This window comes from Clostridium sp. CTA-19 (assembly GCF_054767855.1).
On the sequence record NZ_BAAABH010000011.1, the window covers coordinates 1 to 22644 of the forward strand.

At 26.7% G+C, this 22644-nt stretch carries 24 protein-coding genes; 15 read left to right on the forward strand and 9 right to left on the reverse strand.

Annotation, left to right across the window (positions count from 1 at the left end; translation table 11 throughout):
• The first annotated feature begins 786 nt into the window (after positions 1-786).
• Both ACYUE0_RS07740 and ACYUE0_RS07745 read left to right on the forward strand, forming a co-directional pair.
• The gene (locus ACYUE0_RS07740) at positions 787-1839 is read left to right on the forward strand and encodes a MerR family transcriptional regulator (protein WP_460270092.1); all 1053 of its coding nucleotides are present in this window, start codon (positions 787-789) and stop codon (positions 1837-1839) included.
• A 285-nt stretch (positions 1840-2124) separates the two neighbouring features.
• Positions 2125-2502: a PH domain-containing protein gene (locus ACYUE0_RS07745; RefSeq protein WP_460270093.1), complete on the forward strand. Its 378-nt coding sequence runs from the start codon at positions 2125-2127 to the stop codon at positions 2500-2502.
• Positions 2503-2695: 193 nt separating this feature from the next.
• Here the strand turns inward: ACYUE0_RS07745 and ACYUE0_RS07750 are convergent, their stop codons facing one another.
• The 3 genes from ACYUE0_RS07750 to ACYUE0_RS07760 form a co-directional block, all read right to left on the reverse strand.
• On the reverse strand, positions 2696-3139 hold the full coding sequence (locus ACYUE0_RS07750; protein WP_460270094.1) for a GNAT family N-acetyltransferase: 444 nt from the start codon (positions 3137-3139) through the stop codon (positions 2696-2698).
• Between the two features lie 60 nt (positions 3140-3199).
• Positions 3200-3442, reverse strand: a complete 243-nt coding sequence (locus ACYUE0_RS07755; RefSeq protein WP_460270095.1) for a hypothetical protein — start codon at positions 3440-3442, stop codon at positions 3200-3202.
• A gap of 96 nt (positions 3443-3538) precedes the next feature.
• Positions 3539-3838, reverse strand: a complete 300-nt coding sequence (locus tag ACYUE0_RS07760; protein ID WP_460270096.1) for a DUF3784 domain-containing protein — start codon at positions 3836-3838, stop codon at positions 3539-3541.
• A 256-nt stretch (positions 3839-4094) separates the two neighbouring features.
• Between ACYUE0_RS07760 and ACYUE0_RS07765 the strand changes: the two genes are divergently transcribed.
• Complete coding sequence (locus ACYUE0_RS07765) at positions 4095-4307, forward strand: hypothetical protein (protein WP_460270097.1); 213 nt, start codon at positions 4095-4097, stop codon at positions 4305-4307.
• A 681-nt stretch (positions 4308-4988) separates the two neighbouring features.
• Here the strand turns inward: ACYUE0_RS07765 and ACYUE0_RS07770 are convergent.
• Entirely contained in the window at positions 4989-5138 is a 150-nt protein-coding gene (locus ACYUE0_RS07770) for a hypothetical protein (protein WP_460270099.1), read from the reverse strand.
• Positions 5139-5937: 799 nt separating this feature from the next.
• Here ACYUE0_RS07770 and ACYUE0_RS07775 point away from each other — a divergent pair.
• Together ACYUE0_RS07775 and ACYUE0_RS07780 are read left to right on the forward strand one after the other, a co-directional pair.
• Positions 5938-7014 (forward strand): serine hydrolase domain-containing protein, encoded by a 1077-nt coding sequence (locus ACYUE0_RS07775; protein WP_460270100.1) that lies wholly within the window; start codon positions 5938-5940, stop codon positions 7012-7014.
• Between the two features lie 169 nt (positions 7015-7183).
• Positions 7184-8116 carry a DUF2935 domain-containing protein gene (locus ACYUE0_RS07780; RefSeq protein ID WP_460270101.1) on the forward strand — a complete coding sequence of 311 codons (933 nt, stop codon included), beginning with the start codon at positions 7184-7186 and terminating at the stop codon, positions 8114-8116.
• Positions 8117-8403: 287 nt separating this feature from the next.
• On the opposite strand, the gene ACYUE0_RS07785 is transcribed toward ACYUE0_RS07780, so the two are convergent.
• Both ACYUE0_RS07785 and ACYUE0_RS07790 read right to left on the reverse strand, forming a co-directional pair.
• Positions 8404-8595 (reverse strand): hypothetical protein, encoded by a 192-nt coding sequence (locus ACYUE0_RS07785; protein WP_460270102.1) that lies wholly within the window; start codon positions 8593-8595, stop codon positions 8404-8406.
• A gap of 216 nt (positions 8596-8811) precedes the next feature.
• Positions 8812-9183, reverse strand: a complete 372-nt coding sequence (locus ACYUE0_RS07790; protein WP_460270103.1) for a YmaF family protein — start codon at positions 9181-9183, stop codon at positions 8812-8814.
• Positions 9184-9855: 672 nt separating this feature from the next.
• Here ACYUE0_RS07790 and ACYUE0_RS07795 point away from each other — a divergent pair.
• The 5 genes from ACYUE0_RS07795 (at position 9856) to ACYUE0_RS07815 (ending at position 14439) form a co-directional block, all read left to right on the forward strand.
• Positions 9856-10317 carry a GNAT family N-acetyltransferase gene (locus tag ACYUE0_RS07795; protein WP_460270104.1) on the forward strand — a complete coding sequence of 154 codons (462 nt, stop codon included), beginning with the start codon at positions 9856-9858 and terminating at the stop codon, positions 10315-10317.
• A gap of 354 nt (positions 10318-10671) precedes the next feature.
• Positions 10672-11529 carry an AraC family transcriptional regulator gene (locus tag ACYUE0_RS07800; RefSeq protein ID WP_061994612.1) on the forward strand — a complete coding sequence of 286 codons (858 nt, stop codon included), beginning with the start codon at positions 10672-10674 and terminating at the stop codon, positions 11527-11529.
• 561 nt (positions 11530-12090) lie between these two features.
• A complete protein-coding gene (locus ACYUE0_RS07805; RefSeq protein WP_216451652.1) occupies positions 12091-12501 on the forward strand; it encodes a peptide deformylase in 411 nt (136 codons plus the stop codon).
• A gap of 179 nt (positions 12502-12680) precedes the next feature.
• Positions 12681-13208, forward strand: coding sequence for a putative immunity protein (locus ACYUE0_RS07810; protein ID WP_460270105.1), 528 nt, complete (start codon positions 12681-12683; stop codon positions 13206-13208).
• A gap of 388 nt (positions 13209-13596) precedes the next feature.
• A complete protein-coding gene (locus tag ACYUE0_RS07815) occupies positions 13597-14439 on the forward strand; it encodes a L,D-transpeptidase family protein (protein WP_460270106.1) in 843 nt (280 codons plus the stop codon).
• 170 nt (positions 14440-14609) lie between these two features.
• On the opposite strand, the gene ACYUE0_RS07820 is transcribed toward ACYUE0_RS07815, so the two are convergent.
• Both ACYUE0_RS07820 and ACYUE0_RS07825 read right to left on the reverse strand, forming a co-directional pair.
• Positions 14610-15440 (reverse strand): UPF0489 family protein, encoded by an 831-nt coding sequence (locus ACYUE0_RS07820; protein ID WP_460270107.1) that lies wholly within the window; start codon positions 15438-15440, stop codon positions 14610-14612.
• A gap of 226 nt (positions 15441-15666) precedes the next feature.
• Positions 15667-15837 carry a hypothetical protein gene (locus ACYUE0_RS07825; protein WP_460270108.1) on the reverse strand — a complete coding sequence of 57 codons (171 nt, stop codon included), beginning with the start codon at positions 15835-15837 and terminating at the stop codon, positions 15667-15669.
• 313 nt (positions 15838-16150) lie between these two features.
• Here ACYUE0_RS07825 and ACYUE0_RS07830 point away from each other — a divergent pair, with 313 nt between their 5' ends.
• The 4 genes from ACYUE0_RS07830 to ACYUE0_RS07845 all read left to right on the forward strand — a co-directional run bounded on the left by ACYUE0_RS07830 (position 16151) and on the right by ACYUE0_RS07845 (position 21105).
• Positions 16151-16918 carry an ABC transporter ATP-binding protein gene (locus ACYUE0_RS07830; RefSeq protein WP_460270109.1) on the forward strand — a complete coding sequence of 256 codons (768 nt, stop codon included), beginning with the start codon at positions 16151-16153 and terminating at the stop codon, positions 16916-16918.
• Positions 16905-18887 carry an FtsX-like permease family protein gene (locus ACYUE0_RS07835; RefSeq protein ID WP_460270110.1) on the forward strand — a complete coding sequence of 661 codons (1983 nt, stop codon included), beginning with the start codon at positions 16905-16907 and terminating at the stop codon, positions 18885-18887. The genes ACYUE0_RS07830 and ACYUE0_RS07835 overlap by 14 nt, the downstream gene beginning before the upstream one ends.
• A gap of 74 nt (positions 18888-18961) precedes the next feature.
• Positions 18962-19690, forward strand: coding sequence for a response regulator transcription factor (locus tag ACYUE0_RS07840; protein ID WP_460270111.1), 729 nt, complete (start codon positions 18962-18964; stop codon positions 19688-19690).
• Between the two features lie 8 nt (positions 19691-19698).
• The gene (locus ACYUE0_RS07845; protein WP_460270179.1) at positions 19699-21105 is read left to right on the forward strand and encodes a sensor histidine kinase; all 1407 of its coding nucleotides are present in this window, start codon (positions 19699-19701) and stop codon (positions 21103-21105) included.
• A gap of 595 nt (positions 21106-21700) precedes the next feature.
• Here the strand turns inward: ACYUE0_RS07845 and ACYUE0_RS07850 are convergent.
• The gene (locus ACYUE0_RS07850; protein WP_460270112.1) at positions 21701-21934 is read right to left on the reverse strand and encodes a hypothetical protein; all 234 of its coding nucleotides are present in this window, start codon (positions 21932-21934) and stop codon (positions 21701-21703) included.
• Positions 21935-22313: 379 nt separating this feature from the next.
• Here ACYUE0_RS07850 and ACYUE0_RS07855 point away from each other — a divergent pair, with 379 nt between their 5' ends.
• A complete protein-coding gene (locus ACYUE0_RS07855) occupies positions 22314-22472 on the forward strand; it encodes a hypothetical protein (RefSeq protein WP_460270113.1) in 159 nt (52 codons plus the stop codon).
• Positions 22473-22644 lie beyond the last annotated feature (172 nt).

The following is a 22644-nucleotide window of genomic DNA, read 5'->3' on the forward strand; positions in this document are numbered from 1 at the left end:
TGACAATTATGGAGGAAACTGGACTACCAGTTTCTTTGAATTTAAGGGAGTAAAATTTCAGTTTAAGATATAAAACTAAACAAAAGCTATATTCAAAGTCTACAGCCGTAACAAGAAGGACAGGCGTACCAAAGCATGTTTTCCATAAGCTATTTTTTTAGTGAAATTGAAAGATTATCAATAAAACCTAAATTAATCAAAGCCAGTCCTAAAATAGCAGCTTTGCTGTGTAGATGTTCGGGACCGACTTCGAGTAATATTGGAGAGAAACTAAAATCAACAAAAGTATCAAGTCTAAAGTATAGTAAAGTAGCCAATTACGCGTCTGTCCCTCTTGTTATGGAGGTAGAATTTTAAATAGTTGCTTGCTTAGGAGTTTTAGATAGCTTTTTAGAAATTAACAATGGACAAAGGGCAATCAATTAGGAATTGACATTTGACAATGGAGAATTGACAATTATGGAGGAAACTGGACTACCAGTTTCTTTGAATTTATAGGGAATAAAGTTTAAGTTTAAGATATAAAACTAAACAAAAGCTATATTCAAAGTCTACAGCCGTAACAAGAAGGACAGGCGTACCAAAGCATGTTTTCCATAAGTTATTTTTTAGTGAAATCGAAAGATTATCAATAAAACCTAAATTAATCAAAGCCAGTCCTAAAATAGCAGCTTTGCTGTGTAGATGTTCGGGACTGACTTTGAGTAGCATTGAAGAAAACCTAAATTAAAAAGTTATTGACTCTGCCCCATAGGCAGGCTTTATACTTTTATTGGAGGTGGTTTGATGAATACTAACGAAGTCTGTAATTTAATTAATATATCTTCAAAAAGTTTAAGGGTATACGAAGATTATGGAATAGTTATACCTAAGAGAGAGAAAAATAATTATAGAAACTATAGTGAAGATGATTTATTAAAATTAAGAACTGTCAAATTATTAAAAGAACTTGGGTTTTCTTTAAGGGATATAAAAGTTCTTATAGATAATAATAACTGTGCAAGTACACAGTTTGTAAGAAGTTTATACCTTCAATCAAAAGCTATTGAAAGAAAAATTTATGAATTAGAAAATATAAAAAGTACATTAACTAAAAGTATTGATAAAATTTTAGTTAGTAAAAAAGATGACATAGAAAATAATTATTTTATAAATGATATAGACGCAATATTAAAAGAAAACAAATCAAATAGAAAGCAATGGGTTGATATGTGGGGATTTGATAATAAAGCAGTTAAATTTGATAAAATGGTAAGAGATAAATCAAATGATGAATTAGGTCTTTTTGAAAAATATGATGATATTTTAATAAAGGTAAGAAATGAAATAATCAAATATGGTGCAAAAAAGGTTCTTGATATTGGGTGTGGAACAGGAAATTTATGTGGAGAATTAAGTGGTTCAATAGAAGTATTAGGAATAGATCAAAGCTTAGAAATGATTTTACAGGCTAAAAATAAATATAGTAATATGAATTTAAAATTAGGCAATTTCTTAGATAAACCATTTCAAAAAAATTATTTTGATATTGTAGTAACTACTTATGCTTTCCATAGTTTGAATCATGAAGAAAAGAAAAAAGCAATTAATAATATGCTAGAATACTTGAATGATGATGGAAAAATTATTATTATAGATTTTATGTTTATAAACAATAAAGAAAAAGATAAATGTAGAGAAAAACTACTTAGCGAAAATAAGAATCAGCTATGGGATGTAATTAATAATAAATACTATACAATTTTAGATGAATTTAAAAATCATATTGCAATGTTAGGATATAAAATTAGAACTGAACATATTATAAATTTTACTTGGCTAGTAGAAATAATAAAATAGTTTAATATTTAATATATGTAGTCTTATAAAACTTTTAGTATTATAAGACTAATTTTTAATATTAAAATTAAAAGATTAAATGCATATTTTATGATGATAGGAAATGGAAAATATAAAATTTTAATTAAAAATATTAATAAAATTTAAAAATAAAATGAAAAAATAGTACAATAATCTAAAATAGTTAAAAAATAGTTGTTTATTGTAAAAAAATTTAGTATTATAAAATAGTATTAAAGAAAATTTATAAAAATATGAATTAAATAATATTTAGGGGGACAGTAAATGGGAGTATTTGATGGATTAATAGGTAACGCTTCAGAAGTTAGTATAAATGAAGTAGAAAAGGATTACAGCAATATATTATCAAAAAATGAAAGTGTAGAAAAAGCTTATAAGTTAATTCGTGATATGTTTATTTTTACAGATAAAAGATTAATTTTAGTAGATAAACAAGGTTTAACAGCTAAGAAAATAGAATATCATTCTATTCCGTATAAATCTATAACTCATTTTAGCATAGAAACTGCAGGACATTTTGATTTAGACGCAGAACTTAAAATATGGATTTCTGGAACGAACTCAGTTATAGAAAAGAAATTTAATAAAAGTTTAAATATATATGAGCTTCAAAGTGTGTTGGCAGAGTATGTTTTAAGATAATAGATAGAAAGATTATTACTTAAATTACATAAAGGCTGTATTATTTCTTATATATAGTTTAAAAAAAAGCATTAAAACATATATACTTAATTTTATTTTAGGTTTTGTTTTAAATCAATGCTTATATATTAATATAATAAAAGTGGATAAGTTAACTTGTCCACTTTGCTATTTAGTTCTTACAAATTTAAGATTATTTATTTAATTTATATGATGAATTGGAATTCACGTATTTTTTCATTATATAATTTGATAGTTGTACACCATTTCTCTCAACAAATTGTTTTGCAGTTATAGATGAATGAGTTATGATATGTCTTACAGAGTATCGTTTTTCTAATCTATCGCAAAGGGCGGTAGCGATACCAAGGTTCTGATAATCCTTATGTACATACAACCTATCCAAATACCCTTCCTTATTAATATCACCAAAGCCAATTATTATATTATTTTCTTCTGCAACCAATGTATAGTTATTTAAAAAAGATTTATTCCATTGAACAATGTCAATATTTCCTGTAGCCCATACATTTAATTGTTCTTGTGTATAGTCTTTTGCATTAATCAAATGAACAGTATTATAAAACAGATTTGTGATTTGCTCACAATCATTTGATTTATATTCTCGTATCTCCATTTTTCTTTTTCTCCTAAATTTCTATTTATTTGACTCGGATTATAGAATCCCAAGTTGATTTTAAAAATTATCTACCCCAAAAATTGGAAATTGTTTCCCTATACAAGTGTTTGTCTTTGTATCTTCTTCCTTAGGTTTATTAGGCATTATAATAAGTGATATTATTAATAATGCAGTAAATCCTAGTATTAAATTTCTCTTCTTTTTATCTTTTTCATATATAATAATTGTAGGAGTAAAAAGATATGTAATGATAGCTTCAAAACTCCCAATTAAATATGAAATAACTGCAAGTGATTCCATAGTTATTATCTTATTATTTTCTTAGGTATATAGTTTACCAATTATTTATCAAACCGTAAATATCATTTACAATTTTACAATTTGTATAGTTTCACATTACTTCTTAAATCTATTTCCAGTATTTAAATATACTACAGAAAATATAATTGAAACTAATAATAATGTAAATCCTAATGATTTCATCATGAAAGTATCACTTAAAAGCAAAAAAATCATACAAAAAGAAATCATAAACATAAGTTTACCCATAAATTTGCATAATGAGATAACATCATAGTTTTGCTGCTGTTCTTTAGGCATGGTATTAAATCCTGCAATAAGAAACGTACCTTTTCCCATAGATAAAATAATACCCAATATAATAAATGGCATAATAACTAATATTTTAACAATCATAATAATTCTCCAATTCAATATGATTAACTTATATTACAATTATATCATTAATTTGTAAATTATGTATAAATAATAAATTAATATAAATCATGTAATCTAAGATAATTAAGATTTGTATAATTGAAGCTCATATTTTGGCTGAATTTATAATGAATATATTATTTATAATAAAAATAATAAACAATTGTGTTATAATTGTTTATCATACAAATTAGAATTCGCAGTGGAGATTATTTATATAATAGGAGGTATTGACTTGAAAAATAATAAAGATAATGACCTTTCCAACTATCTTGTAATTGGAATGATAATTGGCTTGCTTGTAGGTGTTATTTTTTCAATAATTATGCGCAATAACATTTTCTTTGCAATAAGTGGTACAGGTTTTGGTATATCATTTGGTTTGTTAATTGCAGATATTATATGGTGCATAAAAAATCAGCAAAACAAGTATAATAAAATTAAATAATATGTCCACTTTTATTATGCTCATATATTAACATTCATTTAAAAAGGATTCTAAAAGTAAACCTTATACTGACACAAAATTAAAGGATTTTAGAAACATAAAAGAAATATATTTCTAATCATGAAATTGTAGTGTATATATCCAAATGCAAACATAAATTTTTTTATATAATGAGAAGTTGAAATATGGCAATAAAAAAGTGTATAAAAGAGTAATTTTCGGTCATAGGTAAAAAAGCTTCTACAAAATGATGGCAGGGGTTTTATTCAAAAATTATGGGCTGATGCTAATTCTACAGAAGTGGTATCATTAGCGAAGAAAAATAATAAATTGTAGAGACAGTGTGGGTAGAAGTTTAAGTAGTATAACAAAATTATGAATTTAAATATAGCTAAAAAGTATATTTTCGGGTTTAAACAAGTTGTTTTATAAGATAAAAATAAAAGATATTAAAAGTACTCACATATTAAACTAAAATAAGTTTATATATGAGTACTTGATTTTTATAATAAAGGATTATCAATTAAAGTAGTAAACAACACAAGTCATGACTATTACTAAATGAACGTGATAACTTCCACCTATGATAGCTTGTCTTATAAATCTAGGAAAACGGTGATTATGCCTTTTATCAGATTCCTTAGCAAGGCTTTATTAACCTTAAAGATTTATGAGGATAGGCTAATTTGAATAACAATTATCATATTCATCTTTTTTACAATGGTGACAGCAGTTAGGTGGTCTATAATAATCAGGATATTTAGGTGGTCTATAATAATCTGGATGACACTTGTTACAACTATTTTTAAAATTATTACATGGACAACTCATGAATATTCCCCCCTAAAATATATATAGTATATGATATGACATTACTCCATATTAGGTATTCAAATTATGGGAGTTAATTAAGATGATTAAAAAAAGAACATTTATTAGCAGTTTTAAAATTTACTTAAAGTGTTATGTATTTAGATGATTAATCATGAACTTAATATTGTAATCTATTAAATTAAAAAATAATCAAACAGTGTTAATGTAATTAATATAAATAAAAATATAACATTTAATATTAAAAAAAGTGTATTTAAAAGTAAAAAAATTTTTTTTGCTTTACTTAAATTATTGATTTTTAGTAATATAGGAAACAATAATAAATTTACTATTATAAGAAATATATTTACTGCAAATACTATAATAGTAGCCTTATAATTATGGATATAAATCACCTCCTCTATAGAATTCTTAATATAGATTACAAAACCTCTGTAAACATTTACAAAAGTACTTCAAATCTTAAAAAAGTACATTTATAATAATACAGTAAAATAAGTGTTAATTCAATTAACTTGTAACCCTATAGTACTGAAATGTATTAATATTTTTATATAAAAAACAGTTCAGAAAAGTTTAGGGTATATAAAAATGCATATTAGGCGAGCTATAATTAATGTAATATAGAAAAATAGGATTGAGTTTAAATTTATTTAATAGCTTAAAAATATTTTTATACGAAATAGAGTGTTTAATTTAGCTAATTAGAGGAATAGATTACTATTTTCAGTATTCAAGCTTTAAAATGAATAATTTTAAAGTTCATCTTAAAACTTTAGGGTTAGGGGGAATGGTCATGAATTTACAAAAACAAATTAATGAATTAATTTCTGATAGGGTTAATAAAAATCAATTTTCAGGTGCTGTATTAATAAAGAAAGGAAATGAAGAAATTTTCTCAGGAGCATATGGATATGCAAATAGAACTTGGAGAGTGAATAATAGTTTGCAAACTCGCTTTAGGATTGCATCAATCTCCAAAATGTTTACAGCAGTATCTATTCTTCAACTAATTGAATTGGAGAAGGTATCTTTTAGTACTAAAGTTGTTGAATATTTAAACCTTGAAAATAGTAAAATTCCTAATGATGTAACAATTGAAAGTCTGCTAACACATACTTCTGGTATTGCAGATTATTTTGATGAAGAACAGGATGATAATGAATGGGAAAAACTTTGGTATGATATACCAATTTACAAAATGCGTAGATTGGAAGATTATTTGGAATTATTTATTCATAAAGAACCAGTTAGTAAAATTAATGAGAAATATTATTATAATGGTGCAGGATATATATTATTAGGTCTTATAATAGAAAAAGCATCAGGTTTATCTTATTTTGATTATATTAGACAAAACATTTTTTTAAAGATAAATATGAAAGACTCTGATTTTATTTCACTAGATGATGTTGATGATTTAGTTGCTGAAGGCTATGAAGCTATTTTAGATAGTAATAAAAAAATTATAGGATGGAAAAGAAATATATATACAACAACACCTAATGCTGCTTCCGATGGTGGAGCTACCTCAACTGCAGATGATCTAATAAAATTTATAGAAGCCTTAAGGAATAATAAATTGCTTAGTGAAAAAATGTCAATGGAGATGTTTATACCAAAGGTTCTTGAATATGATGATACGCCAAGAAATTATATATGGATGTATGGCTACGCAAATGAATTTATATTAGATAAAGAAAGTAAAGAGATAGTTAGGTGTGGACACACCGGGGAAGAGTATGGAGTTAGCTGCAGATTATATTACTATCCTAGTACTAATGTAATTGTAGTGATATTAGCTAATCAGGGATGGTGTGCAGGTTCATTAGGTTGGGATATACATGATGTATTAATGAATGTAAATTCTTAATTATTTATGTGGAATTTGGTATAAAAATATTTTTGAAAATAATAAATCAATAGATAACTCATCAATGAAATATATCTTATATGTAATTGATAAATGTTAATGGTAACACTAATGTGTATAATAAATATAATGATATAAGAAATAATTGTTATATTAAGGAAGGTTGAATATGTTATCTAATAATGAATTTATACGACAGTCCCTAGAGTTACATCTTTTTTTTGCAAGAATTATGAAAGAACATTCATTTTTCCTAGAAATAGGTTTTACGCAAAAAGACTTAGGTTTCACACGTAAAGCAGATTCTCTTAGAATGCAATTTGATAAGCTTTTAGCAGATGTTATATCTATTTCTAATGGTGTTGTAAGTAATAGTATATTAGAATCCGGTGAAGTGTTCACACCATATACGTTAAAAGCTGAAATGGCTTCATCATATTTTACAGGAGTAGAAATTCCAATTAATTTGACAAAAGCAGAGTCAGGGCTTATGGGGTACGATTCTATGGGAAGTAGTGCACTACTTGAAGAAAGGGTATCAATAATTAATAATAGAGCAATGGAATTGGTTCTAAAATTGGTGCAATTTAAGTCAGATATATTATCAGGAGTTATACATTGTAATATGTTTACCAATAATTATCCTTTACTTATAGACCATATTTTAAGAGAAGCAACATTTTATTATCGATTAATTGAAAGGCTTCAAGATAATGAAGATATTAACTTAGAGAAAGAGGCTTATGATCAAGAAGCTTTCTGGAATAGAATTATGGCTGAACACTCCAAATTTATTCGTGGGCTTTTGGATCCAACAGAAAATGAGCTTATAGATACAGCCAATAACTTTGGAAATGAATTTGATAAACTTACTGAAGAGGCAATAAAAGCCATGAATATGACACTGCCAATTTCAGAAATTACAGATGACAGTCTAAAAGCAACTATAAAAATTAAAGAATTTAAAAAACAAGGTACACAGGGATTATTAGATTGTAAAATTAAATCTATAATAATACCATTATTAGGTGACCACACTTTACGTGAGGCAAATCACTATTTACGATTATTAAAAATATTTAAAACAGTAGAAGTACAATAAGTATTGATAAGGATTATTCCGATAAAAGGGCATAAGTTTAAGTAGTATAACAAAATTATGAATTTAAATATAGCTAAAAAATATATTTTTGGGCTTAAACAAGTTGGTTTATAAGATAAAAATATACATTAAATAAGTGATATTAGAAACACTCACATAGTAAGCTAAAATAGTTTTATATGTGAGTGCTTTATATTAAGACATATAATTATACTAGATAACTTTTAATTAAGGTAGAAAATATAAATTTATATTTGTTATTGTTTGCAAAATTGTAGTATTTATTACTAAAATATATTGTTACAATTGTCGCTATCGTCTCTGTCATGTCTATTATCTCTGTTGTCTCTGCAAATAGCTCTACAAACAGCCCTACAAAAATCTCTATTACATCCAGAGTTTCTACAAATTTCTCTGCAAAAATCCCTACAAATATCTCTATCATTATTACAATTATTTCTACGATTATTACATGACATAAATATACCTCCCAAATATAAACAAATATAATAGATGTATATAAATATATCTATATATTATAATATGACATTACAGTATATTTGATATTCAGATTATGGGAATTAATTAAATTATAGATAAAACAAAATGAGTAGGTTTATAGGCTGATTTTATAATGGTAATTATTAAAAACACACACATATTAAAATAAATTTATATGTGTGTGTTGATTTATACTATACTAAAGGACTTTCAATTAAAGTAGTAAATATGAAATCATGTCTATGACCATCTACAAAAGTAGTCATTCCTGTTACTAAATGAACATGTTTTCCATTTCCTACAGGTATAGCTGGTCCAGTAAGAATACAAATTTTGTGGAAATGGTCAAAAAAATCTGTTTTTACTTCAATTTCATGAACGTGAGAATTTTCACGTCTGATAGCCTGTCCTGTAACTCCAGCGAAACGGTGATTATGCCTTTCATCACATTCTTCGGCAAGTTTTGTGCTTCCTAAAAATTCATGAGTATGGGTTTGCTCTCTAGGGCAATTATCATATTCATAATCTATACAATGATCTCTACAATTATAAAATTTAGAACTCATAAATATACCTCCTAAATATATAAATATAGTATATGATATGACATTATTCCATATTAGGTATTCAAATTATGGCAGTTAATTAAGAGGATTAAAGAAATAACATCCATTAATAGTCTTAAAATTTACTTAAAGTGTTATGTATTTAGATGATTAATCATGAACTTAATATTGTAATCTATCAAATTAAGAAGTAATCAAACAGTGTTGATGTAATTAATATAAATAAAACTATAACATTTAAGATGAAAAAAAGTGTATTTAAAAGTAATAATATTTTTTTTATTTTACTTAAATTATTGATTTTTAGTAATATAGGAAACAATAATAAATTTACTATTATAAGAAATATATTTACTGCAAATACTATAATAGTAGCCTTATAATTATGGATATAAATCACCTCCTCTATAGAAATTTTAATATAGATTGTAAAACTCCTGTAAACATTTACAAGTGGCTTCAAATCTTAAAAAAGTACATTTATAATAATACAATAAAATAAGTCTTAATTCAATTAACTTGTAACCCTATAGTACTGAAATGTATTAATATTTTATATAAAAAACGATTCAGAAGTGTTTAGGGTATATAAAAGCGTAAATTATATAAGTTATAATTAATTAAAGAGATAATTTCAAAATAGAGGTTATTCATTTTTAGGGGGATGTAAAAATGACTGAAGTTGTTGTACATGAAATGAAATATTACGGTGAAAAAGTGAATTTAAACATAGAGATAGTTAATTATAGTGATGAATATTATAATGATTATCGAAGTATTTGTTGTGGTTGTTTTAGGGAGTTAAGTATAGCTACTAATCTAAATCCCAATTCATTTTATACACAAGATGAAATGAATAAAAAGAAGTTTAATGTTTTTATTATGTTTACAGATAAAGAGATAATAGGTTCTGTTGAAATACATGAAAATATAATAGATCACTTGTTCGTAAACCCAAAATATCAAAATAAAGGATACGGAAAGAAACTTTTGTTTTTTGCTATTAATAGGTTACAACAAGCAGGAATTGATGAAATAACTTTATTTGTTGCAGATTTAAATAAAAAAGCTATTCAGCTATATTTGAATAATGGGTTTAAATGTACAAAAACGATAATAGACAACTGGGGATAACGAGCCAAGCATAATTTACAATAGGTTTTCTTGTATAATATATGTAAAATATAAATTGAGAGAACCTTTTATAAGACCTCTCAAAAAATATCAATATTATTATAAAATATAGTCTTTTATCTAAACATATTTTGTAATAATTTTGTGCAAGGACAATATGACTTTCATGAATTAGAGAAAGAGTTATTAAGATGAAACAATAGTTATTAATATAGATGAAAAGATATTCTATTTTTAATGTCTAGCAAATTATATAAGTTCATATTATAGGACAAAAGAAAGCTTAAAAAGTCGGGATACCAATCTTTGATGATGATAAGATTAGATTAACGAATTGTGATGGGGGTAAAAATTATGGAATGGATTGAAAGTATTAGAGAAGCTATTTCTTATATTGAAGATAATATTACCAATGATTTATCCATAAAAGAAATTGCAGATAGGGTAAATATTTCTCCTTTTTATTTTCAAAAAGGATTTGGAATGTTATGTGGATATTCCTTAAGTGAGTATATTAAGGGAAGAAGACTTGCACTTGCCGGTAGTGAGGTTTTATCTACTAATGGAAAAATAATAGATATTGCAATAAAGTATGGATATGATTCTCCAGACAGCTTTACTAAAGCTTTTACAAGATTTCATGGAGTTACACCGTCTGCGGTTCGTAAAGAGGGTGCAATGATAAAGTCCTTTGTTGCCCTTAAAATTAAGTTTTCATTGGAAGGTGGTTATATTATGGATTATAAAATAATAGATAAGGATGAATTTAAGGTTGTAGGAGCCTATAAGAAATTTAAATATGATTCAGCGTTTATGGAGGTGCCTTCATTCTGGAATGAGCATATTTCACAAGGAAAGTTAAAGGATATATGCGGAATGTATGGTATTAACATTGATGAAGAAATGGGTGGTAATGAATTTGAATACCTTATTGCAGAGGATTATTCCAAAGAGAAAGACGGTATGGAAGGATATATAGTTAAAACTATTCCTAAGTTTACTTGGGCTGTTTTTCCTTGTTATGGACCAGGTCCAGCATCAATTCAAGAAACTAATAAGAAAATATTTTCAGAGTGGTTACCAAACTGTAGAGATTATGAAATTGCTGCAGGTTATAATATAGAAATGTATAGTGATCCAAATGAGTATGAAAAGGGGATTTTAGATAAAAATTACTATAGCGAAATTTGGATTCCAGTAAAGAAAAAATAGGGAGTAATTAGGAGATTAGGATATGGAAACTCTTTCTGGATAGGAAGAAAGAGGATTGAGGCAATATTCCAATATCATTTAGTTAACTAAATGATATTGGGTTTATCCTAAAAAGTAAGATATGAAAATATGAGGGTACTGAAAAAGTTTAAGTTTTCAGTACCCTCGTTTTAAAACAGTTTTTTCAATAAACTATTATTTTTTATAAAAATATATAATTAAAAGTTGATATTAAAATATTATTAATCATATTGTATATTGAGAAAAATAGATTTTTTCATTTACGGTGCAGTGAACCGTACGACAAGTAAGGGAGGTTTATAGCCTTAGATATTAAGTTTACTTTGTAACTGCAATTATTTTCGGTAACCTTTATATATTTTGAGTATTTGTGCAAACATTTTAGTGAGTTTTTCATTAGAAGGTGTGCATTTTTACTCAAAATAGTTTTGAAATTATTTATGTTAGAGTATAATTGTAGTGTGTAAAGTCAGAAGATAAATTATAGATTCATATGACTAAGATTGTTTAGACAAAGAAATTAGAAAGGTTGGATTAATTATGATAAGACCAGTTGTAAAGGATATATTATTCTTAAAACAAAAATCAGAACCTGCAACTAAAGATGATGTAGCAGTTATAGATGATTTAGTAGATACATTAAGAGCAAATTTAGAGTATTGTGTTGGCATGGCAGCTAATATGATAGGGGTTAAAAAACGCATACTAGTATTTAGTGTAGGTGATATTATAGTTCCTATGGTAAACCCAATTATATTAAAGAAAAAGGACAGTTATGAGGCAGAGGAAAGCTGTTTATCATTAACTGGTTTTAGAAAAACAATGAGATATGAAACTATTGATGTAGAATATTTTGATAGAAACTTTAAGAAGCATAAACAAACATTTACTGGATTTACTGCACAGATCATTCAGCATGAAGTGGATCATTTTGAAGGTATAATAATTTAGGGCAGCTTCAAAAAATAAATAAGTTAGAATGCTCGTCTATTTTGTGGTATATTGCGTCAACAGAACCCTTAGATAGTGCTACTATCTGCGGAACCTGTTTCCTTATCTAACTCAAAATATATTTTCCATATTTGACTTATTATTAATTTAAAAAATATATTTAAGAAAAAGGAGTTATTATGGCTAAAGTACGAAAAATGCTTGGAAAAGCAGATTCACCATATATTGTTTCTCTTATGAGGTTAATAGAAACACAAAGTAAAAATACAATTATAAAATGGTGTAATGAATATGCAAGAGAGTACATCCTACCTATTTATGAAAAAGATTATCCTAAGGATTTTCGTTTGCAAAACGCATTAAATGCGTGTAATGAATGGTTAGAAGGAAATATGAAGTTAATAGATGCAAAGAAAATTATTAAGGAAGCTCAAATAGCTGCAAGGGAAGCAGAAGGAAATCCAGCTGCACAAGCTGCAGCTAGAGCAATTGGAGCAACAACAGCAACAATTAATACTTTAACAAGTTCTTTAGGACTTGCATTTTATGGTGCTGCAGCTATAGCATACTCATCTATTGGTGTGAATGAGAATGTTGAAGTTTATGATGAAATTGCAGCAAGAGAGTGCAAGAATATGGAGAATGCTTTACGTAAAGTTGCTATAATAGATGAGTCTAATCCAGCAAAAATAAATTGGAATTGCTAAATATAATAGTAATTCCTTTATTTGAATATAGAAGAGATATTTCTATATTGTTTATTAAATAAAAAATTTAATCAATAGTTTATTTTAAAAAGAAAATATATAAAGGGGAGAGTAGGGAAATTTAAATGCCCTTCTTCCTCTCCACAACTGAAATCCACAAGAAACAAATTGATAATTTTATCGATTTGTTTTTTTATATCAAAGATATATTTTATAAGATAATTATACTAATTGTTCAAAATCATTATTATTGATATTATGATTTTGAACAATCCTAAAGATTTATTGAATAATTAAAAATTGTGTATTAGCTAGTCTTGAGTATAACAGTGCTAAATAAATAAAAAGTCTCATAGGATATTATAAAAAGTAAATTTAGAGGTGAAGCATGAAAACATATGAAAGACAACAACAAAGTTCATATAAGTATACCTTGGCTAATACTAATCTAAGAGAAGAAAAATCTACTTCTTCAAATGTAATTACTATAATACCGGCAGGGTCTAAGGTTCAAGTTATCGAAGCCGAAGAAGATTGGTATGAAGTATCATATAATGGACAAACAGGGTATGTATATAGTAATTATTTATCCAAAACAAAATATACATGGACAGATGTTACTTTAAGGTCTTATCCATCTGCTGAGTCAAATTTAGTAACTATAATTCCTCCAAAATCTATAGTACAAGTATTATCTACAAATAGAGATTGGAGTCATGCTATGTATGATGATCAAGAAGGATATATATTTAGCTATTTCCTTTCTGATGATGGAAATCCACCTGAAGAATATGATTTTAAGTACTTTTATACGGATATGACAAAGTTTGTAAATGATAATCAAATTAAAAGCCCCACTATAAATTTAATTACAACAGATTTAGAAAATAAGCTTACTTATATATTTGAAAAAAATTATGATGGTTCATGGAATTTACTGTATAAGTGGCCATGTACAATAGGTAAACCTAATACACCAACTATTAAGGGTACTTTTTATGTTAGCGGTAGAAAGCCTTATTTTGGTTCTGATACTTATAGAGTAAAATACGCTACTAGAATTCGAGGCAGTTATTACTATCATTCAATTTTATTTAATGCAGCAGGAACTGAAATAATTGATGATAGACTTGGGATGGCTTTGAGCCATGGATGTATTCGATTAGCTGTAAAAAATGCTCAATGGATTTATGATAATGTATTAGATAAAACTGCTATAATTATAAATTAAACTAGAATAGGGGTTATTAAGGTCAAGAATAGTTAAATTAAATACCTAAAAATAAATTAGGTTATGTTAGTTCTCTTTCACAGTGAGGATAGACTTTTCAATTTAAAAATCTATTTTTCTTCACCTCACTTGTGATTTTAATAACAATACATTGTAATACAATAACTTATTTAAGATACTGTATTAAGTTCTATTGTGTTAGTGTATGTAGAGAACTTATCTTCCTCTATTTCTATAGCATTTTCTATATGTACTAATAACTTTTCTAAAAGATAATGTTCATTTATATCATTATCCTTTTTTTCTAACTCAACATAATCTCCTTCAGTTGCTATAGTAATTATTTCTGCATTGTTTACTAAATAGTTAAAGATAGACATGTCCACGGCATTGATAGCTTTTTTAGTATGAAAACAATCCAAATCAATATCTAAAATAAATTTCTTATTTATTTTATTTGAGATAAAAAAACCAGGAATAAAATTATTTATCTGATTTAATTTAAACAATAGTTCCCCATCTTCTATTACATTATCATATACATCAATTTGGCACTTATCATCATGTGAACCCTTTTTACATTTGCTAGTGCAGCAAGGATCTATGTAGTATATTTTATCATTGGCATAATCTCTGCAAATGCCTGCACTCAGTAGGCTAAATACTACTGCATCTGATATCATTCCTGTTTGTAATGCAAAATCTATATGTTCATCATTGCAAAGCTTGTCTAATGATGATGCAATTGTACTTGATTCATTTATATGTGCATTTGCTATCAATTTCTCTCTTACAGATCTCCATTCTAAGCCAGCAACTTTACAAGAATGCCTGTAAAATGCACTACGGGTATCCATATGGTGGTCAAAAGTTAATAATACTGGTGCAGTTTCATTGTTAGAGGCATATTCTGACCATGGAATTATAACTTCATGATGATTTGCTACAATATAAATTTTCTTTCCTCTTATTACTTTTTCAGTTACTATATCTGTTTTCAATAATAATCACTCCTTTAAAAACACCATACAAGTTTCGACATTATATAACATATCACATCTTTAATAAAAGGAAAAGTGTCCTTTGAAGATGGGGAGGTTGTGAAAAAAGTTACTATCATCACAGTTGATTTTAATTTGCTCTCAATTTTAATATATTATTCATTAGAAGTATTACAAAACAAGGAAATATTGTTACTGAATTTAAGGCACTTCTTAGCATGTCTTGCTATTTTGAGTATCCAAGTTTTGGAACAAGTAATTTGAAAATTTCTATATTATTTTCTATAAGAGCATATTTATAAAAGCTTGATATATTTAAATCATACCCTGAAACATTAAACTCATTATTTTTTGCAATGATTGCTATAGGTGTAGCACCACTTCCGCATAGGCCCACAAGGTGTACTTTCATTTCAATTTACAATATTATACAAGCAAATGAAATACTATAAGTTGTTTTATAGGTTTTAGGCTAGAGAGGTTTATTTATATTTAAGATTAAAAATAATGAAATATATATGTGGCTACCCTAAAGAGAAAGAAATATTTTGGGATTTGGTAATTAAATTTAATTTTATAAGGAAACTTAAGATGAACTTAAGATGATTTTAAATCCAGATTAATATCATATATGTATAATTTAACTGAAGTTAAATTTAGTAGCCTGTAAGATTAATGATTTTACAGTATAGTATAAGGAGGCTATTTTTATGAATATAATGGAAGTTAAAGATGTGAAAAAAGTGTATAGCTCAAAACAGGTCGGAAGTGAATCAAAGGCACTAAATGGAGTAAGTTTTTTTGTTCAAAGGGGTGAATTCTTAGGAATTATGGGACCTTCGGGATCAGGTAAATCAACATTATTAAATGTAATATCAACTATTGATAGTCCAACGTCAGGAACAATTTTACTAAGAGGGAAAAGTTTTTTAAATCTTAATGAAGATGAATTGTCAATGTTTAGAAGAAAACAGCTAGGGTTTATTTTTCAAGATTACAATCTTCTTGATACACTAACCATAAAGGAAAATATTATTTTACCACTTTCCTTATCTAAGGTAGATGTTGCATCTATGGAAGAAAAATTAAAAAAGATTAGTAGCATTTTAAATATTGAAGATATCTTAGAAAAATATCCTTATGAAGTTTCAGGTGGTCAGAAGCAAAGAGCAGTAGCAGCAAGAGCCATAATAACAGAGCCAGAAATTATTTTTGCAGATGAGCCTACAGGAGCACTAGACTCAAAGTCTTCGACAGAACTTTTAAACAATCTTTCTTTACTAAATAGAAATAATAAAGCAACAATTGTTATGGTAACTCATGATGCCTTTGCAGCAAGTTATTGTGACAGAATTATATTTATAAAAGATGGGGTACTTCATACTGAAATTGAAAAAACAAAAGGCAGAAAAGATTTCTACAATGAAATATTAAGCACTCTTGCTACCATAGGAGGTGCTGAAAGTGACATTATTTAACCTTGGAGCAAACAACGTAAAACACAATTTTAAAAGTTATGTTTCCTATTTTATAAGTACATTGACTTCAGTTTTTATTCTTATGATATTTTATTCTATCTATTATAATCATCAAATACAATCCTTTAGTTCGGAGAAGGTTAAGGTTGGAGCTATTTTTAAAGCTGCAGCTTTTGTAGTTATAATATTTTCAGCTATTTTCATAGGTTATGCCAATAGCTTTTTTATAAAAAATAAAAAGAAGGAAGTTGCTATATACTCACTGCTTGGTATGAAAAAGAAGGAGATAGGTGCATTAATGTTCTTTGAAAATATCTTTTTAGGAATACTTGCATTAATTGTTGGTGTGCCTTTAGGAGCAGTTACATCAAAATTATTTTTAAAAATACTTACTATGTGTATGAAATCGGATAATCCTATACAGTATAATTTTGATATTAGATCTGTAGGTATGACAATTTTTATTTTTATGATTATATTCTTGATGAATTCTATAAAGGCCTATGGAATAATATATAAGTTTAGGCTTATAGAACTTATGCATGCGGCTAAAGAAGGAGAAAAGAGACCTGAATTTTCTAAAACATTATCATTGTTATCCATAATAATGGTGAGTTCTGGATATTTTCTTACATTAAAAATGAATTTAGAGTCTGGAAGCATCCAAATGCTGTATAAGGCTCTTATTGTAATGTTGCTTGTTGTTGTAGGAACTTATATATTGTTTAACAATTTAATAATTTATGTCTTTAAGCTATTTGAGAAAAATAAAAAAGCTTATTATAAAGGCGAAAATCTAATAGGAGTATCTCAAATAGTATACAGAATTAAAGGAAACTCTAATCTGCTTGCAACCATAGCTGTTATTTCTGCTGTTGCTATCACAGCACTGTGTTTTACTTTTAGTCTTAATTTGACACTTGATAAAGTTGCACCAAATGGATGTCCTTATTCAATAATGTATCAAGGTGGCAATGAGGATTTGAATAAAAGGGTTGAAGCTATTATTAATAATCATAAAGAAATTAAAACAACTTATAAAACAGATATTGTAATGATAAATGGAAGTGGACTTACACAAAAATACAAAGGTCCCTTTGGAAAAGATTTAAAAGTTCCTTTTGATATGTTTGTAATATCGGCATCTGAATATAAGGATATTGTAAATAATTCAGGGTTTAATGATGGTACAGATATTACAGGTAGAGCTAAGGATATTAAAATCAATAAAGAAAATCAGTGTTTTTTTATTGAAGTAAGTAGTTTAGCTAAAGGAAGAGGAAGACTAACTGGCGATGAGCTTAATTCAACTATTGGTGAGAAAGATTATAAATTTGATATCTCCGATTCAGATGTAAGATGTGTTTTAGGAACTAAATTTCAAAAAGCAACTATAGTAGTGCCAGATACATTTTTTAATAAGCTTTTAGATGATAATAGAAATAATACAACTGTTATAAGAGCATATAATTTTGATAATGTATTAAAAAGTGGAAGTGCTGTTACAGAGCTTGCCCCAATAATCCCAAGGGACAGGAATTTTTCATCTTACTATGATATGTATAGGGAGGTTCATGCTTTGTATGGTAGCTATGTATTTATAGGCGCATTCCTAGGGATTCTTTTTGTTGTTTCCACTGGAAGTATAATGTATTATAAACAATTAACAGAAGCCTATGAGGATAAGAATATATATTCTGTACTTTCAAAAATAGGTTTAACTAAGAAAGAAACTTTTAGAATCGTATCAAAGCAATTAGGATTTATTTTTGCAATGCCACTTTTATTTGGTATTCTTCATAGTATATTTCCACTTATAGCTTTTATAAAATATTGTTCTGGTTTTTCAATGTCACAAATGGAATGGGTTGGGATCACAATGGGAGTATATGCATTAATTTATTTATGTTTTTATTTTATCTCTGTTAAATCTTATATGAAAATTGTAACAAAAAATGCTGTATACTAAATATATAATTTAAAAATTATATTCCAAGTTAATAGAATATTTGGAATATAATAATATAAAGAGGTGTTTTTGACGTGAATTTAGCAAATGATGCAGATAAAAAAGTATTACTTATAGATGATGAAAAAGATATAACTGACTTAATAGAGGAGGTTCTATTAAAAGAAGGCTTTAAGAATGTTAGAAAGGCACATTGTGGTTTAGATGGTATAACCCTATGTAATGATGAAAAGCCCGATGTAGTAGTACTTGATATAATGCTTCCAGATATTGATGGGATAGAGGTATGTAAAAGAATAAGGCAGTTTTCTTATTGTCCAATTTTATTTTTATCTGCAAAAAATAGTGATATTGATAAAATTGTTGGGTTAAGTATGGGAGGAGATGATTATATTACTAAACCTTTCAGTCCAAGGGAAATTGCTTTTCGTATTAAGGCACAGCTCAGAAGACAGCAGTATGACTGTAGAAAGGAAGTTAGTGATAGTAGAAATGAGACGATAAATGTTGGAAATATTACTATTGAAAGGCTCCATAGTCAGGTATATAAGCATGGTGTAGAAGTTAAACTTACAGCAAAGGAATATAAACTCATTTTGTATTTAGCAGAAAATCCTAATAAAATAATTAATAAGGAAAGACTTTGTGAGGTTGTGTGGGGAGAGGACTATATGGGATATGATAATACAATTTCTGTTCATGTAAGACATTTAAGAGAAAAGCTTGAGGAAAATCCTTCTAAACCAGAAATAATAGTTACTGTAATAGGACTTGGATATAAACTTGTAAAAGGGAATGAGTAGTGAATAGAATGAAGAAATCAGGATACAAAATAGTATTCAATGTATATTATAAATTTTTTATTGTTTTTATTGTTTTAATTTCAATTTTTATAGGAATAGGGTTTTATTTATTAAATGTTAGTATTAGCAGCGAAAATAGTTATGCTAACTGGAGCAGTTGGCCTGTATACTTTACATTAAATTTCTCTAAAAAAATTAATTTCAAAGGAGGCAAACCACAGTTAACAGATTTAGCAATAAATGAATTGAAAAAGTACAAGCTTTGTTTTCAAATTGTTAATAAAGATGGGGATGTAACTTTAGGATATAATGAGCCTATTGGGGTTTCAAATCATTATGATGCTATAGAAATGGTTCAGTTATATAAAACTGGAGGCAACGTTCCAAATTATACTATGTTTGTTGGAAATGTTAATAATAATGGTGAAAACTGGGCATATGTTATTGGTTTTCCTGCAAAAATATCAAAAGTAACTATGTACTTCAATTACGACAACTTTTTAAATATTAAGTTTGTTATACTGGGCTTATTTATACTCAGTATACTCCTAGTTGCATTTTATGGTATATGGATGAATCGTACATTATCAAATATAATAGTAGGTATAAAAAGACTTGCTTCAAATGATTATGTTCCTATGAAGGAAAAAGGAATGTATAGTGATGTGTTTTATAGCCTTAATCTTTTGAAGAGTAAGCTTAAAACTAGTGAAGATGAAAGAAAAATGAATGAAACTTTAAGAGAAGAATGGATAGCTAATATTTCTCATGATTTAAAAACTCCATTATCGCCAATAAAAGGTTATGCGGAAATATTAACTGATTCTGAATATAATGTTACTCCTCAGGCTGTAAAAAAGTATGGAGAAATAATACTTAGAAATGCGAAAAATGTAGAAACCATAGTTGAAAACTTGAATTTTACTTATCAATTTAAAAATGGCATGTTTCCTATAAATCGTAAAGAAGGAAATATAGCACGTTTATTAAAGGAAGTAATTATAAGTATATTAAACAATCCAAAATATGATAAGAGAAATATTATTTTTAACTGTACAGAAAGCAGGGTAAACTTTAATTTTGATAATACACTTTTAAAAAGGGCGTTTACTAATTTATTGTGTAATTCAGTAATTCATAATGCCTCAGATACTATAATAAAAGTTTCTATAAAAGAAGAGGATAAAATATATATAAAAATTGAAGATAATGGAAAAGGGATGAGCGAAGAAGAATTAAGAAAGCTTTTTGAAAGATATTATAGAGGTACAAATAGCACTGTAAATGTTAAAGGTTCAGGACTTGGAATGGCAATTGCAAAGCAAATAATAGAAGCACATGAAGGGAAAATTAATGTAAAAAGTAAGCTAAATGTTGGTACAAGCATAGATATAGAATTCTCAAAAGATACTTAACTTGAAAGAAATTTACCTATACAACAATGCAACAAAATTACCAGATACAAACGTGTCAAAAAATAATTGTTATTAAATTTTACCAGGTAATTAATATAAAAAGTGCTATTAAGAATAAATTATATTGAAATAGCAACATTAAGTAAAGAAATTACCATCACTATTAATGTTATGGATGATGAGAATATTGAAGTAAAGTAGAGGTTATTAAGGTCAAAAATAGTTGAATTAAATGCCGAAAAATAATTAAGTTATATTAGTTCGCTTTCACAATGAGGATGCAATTATACTTGATTCATTTATATGTGAATTTGCTATCAATTGCTCTCTTATAGATTTCCATTCTAAGCATATCTGATTATTTTTGGTATCCAAGTTTTGAAGATGAAATTACTTTATTTGTTGCAGATTTAGATAAAAAACTATTCAGCTATATTTAAATAATGGATTTAAATGTACAAAAACAATAATAGATAATTGGGGATAATGAGCATAAGCTATAGTAAATTTAATTGTATAATATCTTTAAAATATAAATTGAGAGGACTTTTTATAAGGCCTCTCAATTTATAGTAGGTTATTATAAAACATTTCTTTATTTAAACATAGTCTTTTCTTTTAATACATCAATAATTTTTCTAGATAACTTATAAGATTCACCAGCTCCAAAAACTATAATTATGTCTCCACTTTTAACTTCGCTAAGGATTTTATTGCATATTTCGTTGGAGCTTTCTATATATTCTGATTTATTTACATCTATTTTATTACATAGCATATCTAAATTAATTGGCTCTATATTTTTACTTGCTTTTCCAATATAATTCACTCCTATTGCCATATTACTTAGATTAAGACTTATGTTTTAGAAAATATTTATCATGCAATTTCTTTGAAACAACGTAGCTGTAAATTAAATTACAATTTTAAATCAATTATAATATGATTTAAGTAGTATTTTACAATATTATACAAATGATAAATATATAGATAAATTTAATTAGGAGAAATCCAAAGAATTTATAATGTATTTTTAAATTATTAAAATTGAATAGGTAATGGATGTTCGGTACGGCTAGCCTCCACCACAAAACCCACGAATACATATATTTAGCTTAAATAGCTACTTACAGATAGACGTGGGTTTTCATTGTTACGGGGTAGCGCAATATGTAAAATAAATCGTAATAATTAAGAAAGTAATTAACATGGAATCAAGAGAAGTTAATAAGGTAAGTACAAAAGCTGATGTAAGAGCTCTAGTATCAGATTTCAGTGGATATGTAATCAGCATAAATATCCCAGAGTGCAAGAAATTTATAAGAGATTTTGTAAAAGAAGTAGTAGTGTATAAAGAACCACATTGAAGTAGCATTCAATGTGACTTTTTGTTTGCTTTAAAATATAAAAGGAGCAGTTGAGGTTATGAGAAGCATTAAGAGATAGGATTTGTTTGAAATGTATAGCTAAAGGTAATAGAATGGATTATTAACAAATTCTATTATTTTAATTAAATTTTGGTAATTAATCAATAAAATG